This is a genomic window from Pandoraea terrae (assembly GCF_902459695.1).
Lineage (GTDB): Bacteria > Pseudomonadota > Gammaproteobacteria > Burkholderiales > Burkholderiaceae > Pandoraea > Pandoraea terrae.
In genome coordinates, this window is the sequence record NZ_CABPRZ010000051.1 from 1 (window position 1) to 7,089 (window position 7,089).

Annotated in this window: 8 protein-coding genes; 2 read left to right on the plus strand and 6 right to left on the minus strand. The window is 61.8% G+C overall.

Going from position 1 to position 7,089, the window contains the following annotated elements; translation table 11 throughout:
• A partial coding sequence (locus PTE30175_RS27785) for an LLM class flavin-dependent oxidoreductase (protein ID WP_150700302.1) occupies positions 1–461 on the minus strand: 461 nt, incomplete at its 3' end.
• A gap of 344 nt (positions 462–805) precedes the next feature.
• On the opposite strand from PTE30175_RS27785, the gene ribBA reads away from it, so the two are divergent.
• A complete protein-coding gene (ribBA, locus tag PTE30175_RS27790; protein ID WP_150700303.1) occupies positions 806–1,984 on the plus strand; it encodes a bifunctional 3,4-dihydroxy-2-butanone-4-phosphate synthase/GTP cyclohydrolase II in 1,179 nt (392 codons plus the stop codon).
• A 24-nt stretch (positions 1,985–2,008) separates the two neighbouring features.
• Here ribBA and PTE30175_RS27795 read toward each other — a convergent pair whose 3' ends face one another.
• The 5 genes from PTE30175_RS27795 to PTE30175_RS27815 form a co-directional block, all read right to left on the minus strand.
• The gene (locus tag PTE30175_RS27795; protein WP_224789009.1) at positions 2,009–2,752 is read right to left on the minus strand and encodes a TetR/AcrR family transcriptional regulator; all 744 of its coding nucleotides are present in this window, start codon (positions 2,750–2,752) and stop codon (positions 2,009–2,011) included.
• A 127-nt stretch (positions 2,753–2,879) separates the two neighbouring features.
• A complete protein-coding gene (locus tag PTE30175_RS27800; protein ID WP_224789010.1) occupies positions 2,880–4,124 on the minus strand; it encodes a flavin reductase in 1,245 nt (414 codons plus the stop codon).
• 139 nt (positions 4,125–4,263) lie between these two features.
• Positions 4,264–5,034 (minus strand): enoyl-CoA hydratase-related protein, encoded by a 771-nt coding sequence (locus tag PTE30175_RS27805; RefSeq protein ID WP_150700304.1) that lies wholly within the window; start codon positions 5,032–5,034, stop codon positions 4,264–4,266.
• Between the two features lies 1 nt (position 5,035).
• Positions 5,036–5,902 (minus strand): enoyl-CoA hydratase-related protein, encoded by an 867-nt coding sequence (locus PTE30175_RS27810; protein ID WP_150700305.1) that lies wholly within the window; start codon positions 5,900–5,902, stop codon positions 5,036–5,038.
• Between the two features lies 1 nt (position 5,903).
• The gene (locus PTE30175_RS27815) at positions 5,904–6,371 is read right to left on the minus strand and encodes a nuclear transport factor 2 family protein (protein WP_150700306.1); all 468 of its coding nucleotides are present in this window, start codon (positions 6,369–6,371) and stop codon (positions 5,904–5,906) included.
• A 147-nt stretch (positions 6,372–6,518) separates the two neighbouring features.
• On the opposite strand from PTE30175_RS27815, the gene PTE30175_RS27820 reads away from it, so the two are divergent.
• Positions 6,519–7,089 (plus strand): AMP-binding protein (locus PTE30175_RS27820; protein WP_150700307.1); only part of this gene is annotated, 571 nt, incomplete at its 3' end.

Here is a 7,089-nt window from a genome sequence, read left to right on the forward strand (position 1 = left end):
AGCGCGTCCTGCGCGTCGTGCGCCTTCGCGTTATCCACCGTCGTCGCCTTGACACCCCGAAGCGCCGCAAACGAATCGACCCACCGCGCGTGATAGCCACGCGTAAACCCCACGAACAGCCGACCCTGCAGCATGTGGTCGAGCGTCGCAATCTCCTCGGCCACCCGCACCGGGTTGTGCGTGGGCAGCGTGTAGCCCATGATCCCGGCCTTCATGCGCTTCGAGTGCATCCCCACATAGAGACTGAACATCCCCGGGTGGTTGTTGATCTCGAAACCCTCGATCTGCAAATGGTGCTCCGGCTGGCAATAGCCCGCGAACCCCAACTCATCGGCCAGCTGCACGTACTGCCGCACCTCCGACAGAAAGCGCTGGTACAACTCCGGCCTCTGGCCCGCCATGCCGGCCTCGATCTCATAACGACGGCCTATCACACCGGTCTGCATCAAATGGAATTTCATCGGTTTCCTCGGCTTGTCTGTTTGCGTGTGACCTAGTATGTGACGCCAGACAAGCTCTGTCAACATCAATGTTGAAAATTGATTATCAGCCCCCACGTCCCGCAACCTCATGGCCGGAGATGACAGTCAACGTTTGCGTTGACACATTGCCGCAGGGCTCGGATAATGCGGCCCATGATCATCAGCAAACGGGGTGAACGACCCTATCCGACCTTGACTCCGCAGGAAGAAATAGTCGGGCCCCTGGAAGCTCAATCTGGCGGCGTGCGAAGCGCCACTCCCGGCGTCATTGCGACGCCTATCGGCCGGGCGCAATAGCAAATCGGCACATGACAGGATTGAAAATGTACAGCACACCAGCACATCGCTCTTGGGATGGCGAAGCGCGTTGCGACACCAGGCCGAGCTTCAAATTCAACAGTATCGACGAGATCATCAACGACATCCGCCACGGCAAAATGGTCGTGTTGATGGACGATGAGGGCCGCGAGAACGAGGGGGATGTGATCATCGCTGCCGAATGCGTCACGGCGAATGACATCAACTTCATGGCACGCCATGCGCGCGGCTTGATCTGCATGCCCATGAGCCGGGCCCGCAGCCAGCGATTGGGGCTACGCCCGATGGTCGAGCGCAACGGCTCCGGCTTCGGCACCAACTTTACGAATTCGATAGAGGCAGCCTCCGGCGTTACGACCGGCATTTCGGCGGCGGATCGGGCCCGCACGGTGCAAGTAGCGGCAGCCCAAACGGCCACTGCCAACGATATCGTGCAGCCGGGGCACATCTTCCCGTTGATTGCCGAACCGGGAGGCGTGCTGGTGCGAGCGGGGCACACCGAAGCAGCGTGCGATCTTGCACGTCTGGCCGGCTTTGACGAGTCCGCGGTCATTTGCGAAGTGATGAACGACGATGGCAGCATGGCCCGGCGCCCCGACCTCGAGCGCTTTGCCCGCGAACATGATCTGAAGATCGGGACCATCGCCGATCTGATCAATTACCGGGTCGTGCACGAAAGCACCATCGAGAAACTGAACGAAGCGCCTGTGCAAACCGCCCATGGCGAATTCGTGCTCCACGCTTATCGTGATCGCATCACCGGTAACATGCACCTCGCCATGGTGCGCGGCTGCCTCGATCCATCGAATCCCGTGCTGGCACGGGTGCAGATGGCGGGCGCGGTACGCGACGTGCTCGGCATTCAGGCACCAGGCAGCAGCGGCTGGGACATCCGTCGCTGCCTCGCCCGCGTGGCGGCCGAAGGCGCCGGCGTAGTCGTGTTGCTCGCAGGCACCGAGTCGCCGCCGGATCTGCTCAAAAGTATTTACGTGGCCGAAGGCAAGCAGGCGGATGCTTCTCCGAAGGTGGCCGGAGGCCCCCAGACCCTCCTCAATATCGGAGTCGGGTCGCAGATCCTGCGTTCTCTCGGTTTGCGCAAGCTGCGCCTGATGAGTTCGCCGGTCAAATACAAAGCCATCTCCGGGTTCGACCTGGAAGTGATGGAATATGTCAGCCCGACGTAGTTTTCTGGAGCGATAGAATCTCGCTTACCGCGACTTGGCGCGTGTGGACGTGCTCCGCACGCGCTCTTCTGCGCCGGGCCGGGTCTTTTTCTGCTGCATGCCGTCACAGAAAATCTTGCAGAAAGCTTCAGCGATATTCCGTGCGGTCTGTTTGCCACCAGGCTTATACCATCGGTGTGTCCAGTTGAACATGCCAAATAACGCGTTGGCGGCAAGGTCAACCGGCACGTCGTCCCGAAAAACAGCGTCTGCCACGCATTGATTGATGAGCGTCATGACGATGCCCTCGAAGCGATGCGTCTGCTTCGCCATGTCTTTCGCCCAAGGCGTGGGATCGACATCAACCTTTTGCATCAATTCCTGGATGTACACGTAGGTGTGCGGGTAGTTCTCCTCGTACGAGGCCATGAGGATTTCGAAGATCCGCAGCAACTTTTCCCGGGCATCCAGTGTTTTCGTGCGCAAAAGACGCTCGGCCTCGGCGAGATTGTTATCGAGCACGCCCTTGACCGCTTCCTGGAGCAGCTCTTCCTTGCTGCTGATGTAGTAGTACAGCGTGGCTCGGTCCAGGCCCGAATGCTTGGCAACGTCGCCAAGCGTCGTGGCTCGGTACCCCTTCTGCTTGAACAACTTTGCGGCGACCCCTACCAACTCGTCCCGCTTGACCTTGTAATCGGCACTCCCATCGGTAAGCGCCGTCTTGCGTCTACGAGAAATGACGCTATCTTCATTCATAATAAGCTGGATAATAAGAAATAACACGCGCATGCAGCAGCGGCCAGCAAAAATGCTAGCCTGCTCCGGCGAATCTGTCAACACCTACGTTGAGCAGAAGAGGGGGACACGGAGCCTCGAAACAAGTCGCCGCTCCGGTCCATGCGGTCGTGTGATCCGGTTATTCCTGCGAGCCGCCACCGGAGACGCCGCCGAGCTTTTGCGTGACCCGCGCCGCGGCTTCACGGACGCGGTCGATATACGGGCCAACGCCGGCTCCGCCATCCGGTCTCGGGAACTCGTACAAAGTGAGCGCGAGCACCACGTCCCCCGCTGGTCCGAACACCGGGACCGAGATCAGCCGGACATCTTTGTGCACCTCCGGATTCAGCTCGACCGGGTCGTAAGAGAGGTTCTGTATCAGCTCACGAAGCGCCAGGTCCGGCGCGCGCGGGTTTGCGTTCTGAGCCAGTGTCGTGACAAACAGACGCTGCGCCTCATTGATCAAGCCCAACGAATATCCACGCTCTCGAACGACCTTCAGCGAGGACTTGAACCGGTCGCGTGCGGCCGGTGCGCTGGTTGCGTTCAGCCAGGCATCGATTTCAGCGTCGCTTTGCCAGGCAGCGAAGACGGAGCCGGTCGGTGGCATGAAGGGCAACCGCTGGCCGACAAATGTCGATACGGAGGCTTTCGCGGTCTGCCCGGCACTTGCGGCAATGACAAGCTCATCGTCCACGCGCGCTGTGGCAATGCAGCGTGCAGAGAGGTCCGACGCAAGGCGATCCATTTCGAGGCGGGCCATATCGACGTGACGAAGTTGCTCCGTGATAGTGCCCAGTGTGTCCGGCGCGGCCAGTGAGAAGGGAGAAAATCGTCCGTAGCCGCCCTGGAAAAACAGCAGCGGGAGATCGGCCGACTCGATCTGGAGCTCCCGAACGAGCCCCACGACAATGTAGTGATCCCCGGCTTCCTGTACAGAATGCAGATCGCAATCGATCCACGCGACCGAGTCATCGATGATCGGTGACCCGGCTCCCGACATCCGGTATGAAAGTCCCTCAAACTTGTCCGCGGCCTTCGATGCGAAGCGCCGGCACACAGCCTCCTGTTCGGCCGAGAGGATATTGACGCAGAAGCGGCCCGCGCTTTCGATTTTTGGCCAGCTCGTCGAACTGCGATCCGGCAGGAATGCGACAAGCGGGGGGTCCAGCGAGACCGACGTGAACGATCCGACAGCCATGCCCGCAGCCCGCCCGCCCGGTTCGGTTGCCGTAATCACGCACACGCCCGTCGGATACTGCCCCAGCACTTGCCGAAACCACTTCTGGTTTGTCGGTTCGCGGGACATCTGATCCTCCCCCGCGCGCGCTCCGTGTTCCATGCCGGCATCGCGCCGGATGTGCCCTGAATTGGTTCCAGACATGATTTACCTCCCAACCGTCGCTCTCAACCGCCCCAGTCCGGCGGGACGGGGGCCGCTACGGACTCCCGTACGGCATCTCCCGCGCCCACCTCAGAAAGTGGCTCGCCCAACGCATTTCACGCCTGCGTGGGCACGTTTTTCACCGCCCTCGCCATTCAGGCTTTCGCTTTTCGGCGAATGCCTTGCGCCCCTCGATCCGGTCCTCGCTATATGCGTACGCCTCGATCGGCTCGAAACGAGTCGCCAGCGCAACGTCCAGAGGCCAATCCAGCCGCCCGAGCACGGCGTCCTTGGCGGCTTGAACCGCGAGCGGCGATGCCGAGACGATCTTCTCCGCCCAGCGGGCAGCCGTTTCGAGCAGCGCTTCCTGCTCGACGACTTCGTTGACCAGTCCGTAGCCGAGCGCGTCCTTTGCGCCCATTCGATCGCCGGTGAGGATCATCGCCAATGCGACGCGGTGCGGCAGTTGACGGATGGCCCGATGCATAATGCCGGCCTCTCCCATGATGCCCACCTTGGTCTCCGGCAATCCAAACTGCGTCGTGGTCGCCGCCACGATGACGTCGGCACACATGGCGAGCTCGAAGCCGCCGCCCAGGACATAGCCCTGCACCGCAACCACCAGGGGTTTCTTGAGCGTTACCATTGGTCCTCCGACGCCAGTGAGTCCGCCCCCCAACGCCATTCGCGACGGGCGCTCCGCACCGCCGCTGACGTCCGCACCGACACAGAACGCACGCTCCCCTTCGGCCGAGAGGATGGCCACCCAGATATCCGGATTACGGTTGATCTCCTGCCACGCCTCCAGCAAGGCTTGATCCATACCGGCGTTGATGGCGTTAAGCGCTTTGGGGCGATTGAGTCGCACATGGGCGACGTGACCCTCGATGGAAAATTCGATATCCGACATATTAAGATTGCTCCTTTCGATTCAACAAACCGGTAACGGTGAGGGGAGTTGTCGACGGCACGCTGTAGGTCGCAATGGCCTCTTTCAGACCGACCTCGCCGATCCAGTGCTTGAGTTCCACGACAGCGGGCGCCAGGTGAAGCAAAGCGTCCATCTCCGAGACCGCGGCGGCCGCGTCCCTGAATCCCATCGATTCGGCGGCGCGATTTATTGACAGCTTTTTGATGCGCAGCACCTCGGGGGGAATCCTGGCGATGCGCGCGGCAAGATCTTCCACCACCGTGACGAGCTGATCGGCCGGCACGCAATGATTGGCCCAGCCCCACTCGACGGCAGTCGGTCCATCGATGCTGTTCCCGGGCACAAAGGCCAGCTCCTTCGCGCGCTTGGGCCCGACGAGCGGCACCCAGAGCGGCGCGATGTAACCGCCGCCGATCGGCAGCTTCGGCTCGCTGATGCGAACGTCGTCGGCCACCACCGTGATATCCGCGAAAACGCACATCTGGGTTGCCCCGGCGATACAGAATCCATGGACCGCCGCGATGATCGGCTTTGGGTGATCCCACATGGCCAGGTAACGCTCGACGTTGCGCCTGAGGCGCTCCCGGTCGGCCACCGGGTCGACGCTGGCTCCCAGTTTGCCAACCTGATCGAGATCGTAACCCGACGAGAACCCCCGGCCTTCGCCACGAATGGCAATTACGGGGCCGCCCTCGTGCGCCAATCGCCGCAGCGCGTCGGAGAATTCATCGAGCATCTCGTTCGAGAGCGCGTTCGCCTTGTCGGGACGATTGAGAATCAGCCACGTCACCGGCCCACGGTGCTCCACGCGAATGCTGCGGTATTGGGGAATGGTCTGGTTTTCCATGTCAGGCTCGTCCGATCGGGATCATTTCCTTGACGTGAAAATCCTGCACACCCGTCGTGCGCAGCTCACGCCGCTTGAAGCGCCACTGGCCGTCGACGCGAACGACCACATCGTGGTACTGCCCCCACAGGATCCCGTCAGGCCGCTGCTTGCGGTAGCGGTGCCACGCGTAGAGCACCGAGCGCACGCTCGCCTCGTTCTCGCCCGTGAAGTCGATACTGATGTTCGAGACGTGGTGACTCGTCGCCTCAAAGAACGTCCCGATGCCCTCCAGCGTCTTCGCATACGCCTCGCGCCCCGCGGCCCCGAAGTTCGGGCCATAGACCACAAGGCAGTCCTCCTCGAACAGGCTCGCGAGCTCCTTCGGGTGATTCATGTCCAGGTGAAACGCGTAGTCAAAAAGCAGCCGCCGAATCTGCTCGGCGAAGATGAGCTGCTGCACGTTCGCATCATTCGTTTGAAGATTCATCGGGGCCTCCACCCTCAGTCAACATTTGTGTTGAGAATAAGCGCAGTCAACACAAGTGTCAACAAAATCGCGCAATCAACACACATGTTGACCGCACCCCATGGCCATCGTATGATGTTCCGCGAAAAGCACTTGAGGAGACTTTCAATGACCGAGCCTGTTTCGTGGTGTGAGGCGTCGCCCCTGGGCGATTTACTGGTGCGCGCCGCGGCGCTTCATCCGCAGCGCGACGCGGTGGTGTTCCCCGACCGGCGCCACACCTATGCGCAACTCCTGCATGGCGCAACCCGGGTCGCACGCGCACTGCTCGCACTCGGCGTGCGCCCCGGCCAGCACGTCGGCCTCATGACCACCAACAGCGGCGAGTTCATCGAGGCGCTCTTCGGCATCGCCTTGCTCGGCTGCGTGGTCGTGCCCCTCAATGCCCGCCACAAGGCCGCCGAACTCGGCTACATCGTCGCCAACGCCGAACTCACGGCCCTGCTGACCACCGCCGATGACGACGCCTACGTCGATTTCAGCGAGGTCTTCCGCAGCGCCCTGCCCTCTCTGGCGCACGCCCCCGATCCCGTGAACCTCGCGCTGCCCGAGGCCCCCCATCTGCGCTGCGCCATCCTGCTGCGCGGGGGCAATCGACAGGGTTTCCTCGGGCGCGACGCATTCGATCGCCTCGCAAGCCAATCCGAGCCCGCGCACGTCGAAGCCGCCCGCTGCCGCG

Coding starts and splice junctions, on each gene's coding strand:
- ribBA (WP_150700303.1), top strand. CDS start 806: ATGTACAGCACACCAGCACATCGCTCTTGGGATGGCGAAGCGCGTTGC.
- PTE30175_RS27795 (WP_224789009.1), bottom strand. CDS start 2,752: ATGCGCGTGTTATTTCTTATTATCCAGCTTATTATGAATGAAGATAGC.
- PTE30175_RS27800 (WP_224789010.1), bottom strand. CDS start 4,124: ATGTCTGGAACCAATTCAGGGCACATCCGGCGCGATGCCGGCATGGAA.
- PTE30175_RS27805 (WP_150700304.1), bottom strand. CDS start 5,034: ATGTCGGATATCGAATTTTCCATCGAGGGTCACGTCGCCCATGTGCGA.
- PTE30175_RS27810 (WP_150700305.1), bottom strand. CDS start 5,902: ATGGAAAACCAGACCATTCCCCAATACCGCAGCATTCGCGTGGAGCAC.
- PTE30175_RS27815 (WP_150700306.1), bottom strand. CDS start 6,371: ATGAATCTTCAAACGAATGATGCGAACGTGCAGCAGCTCATCTTCGCC.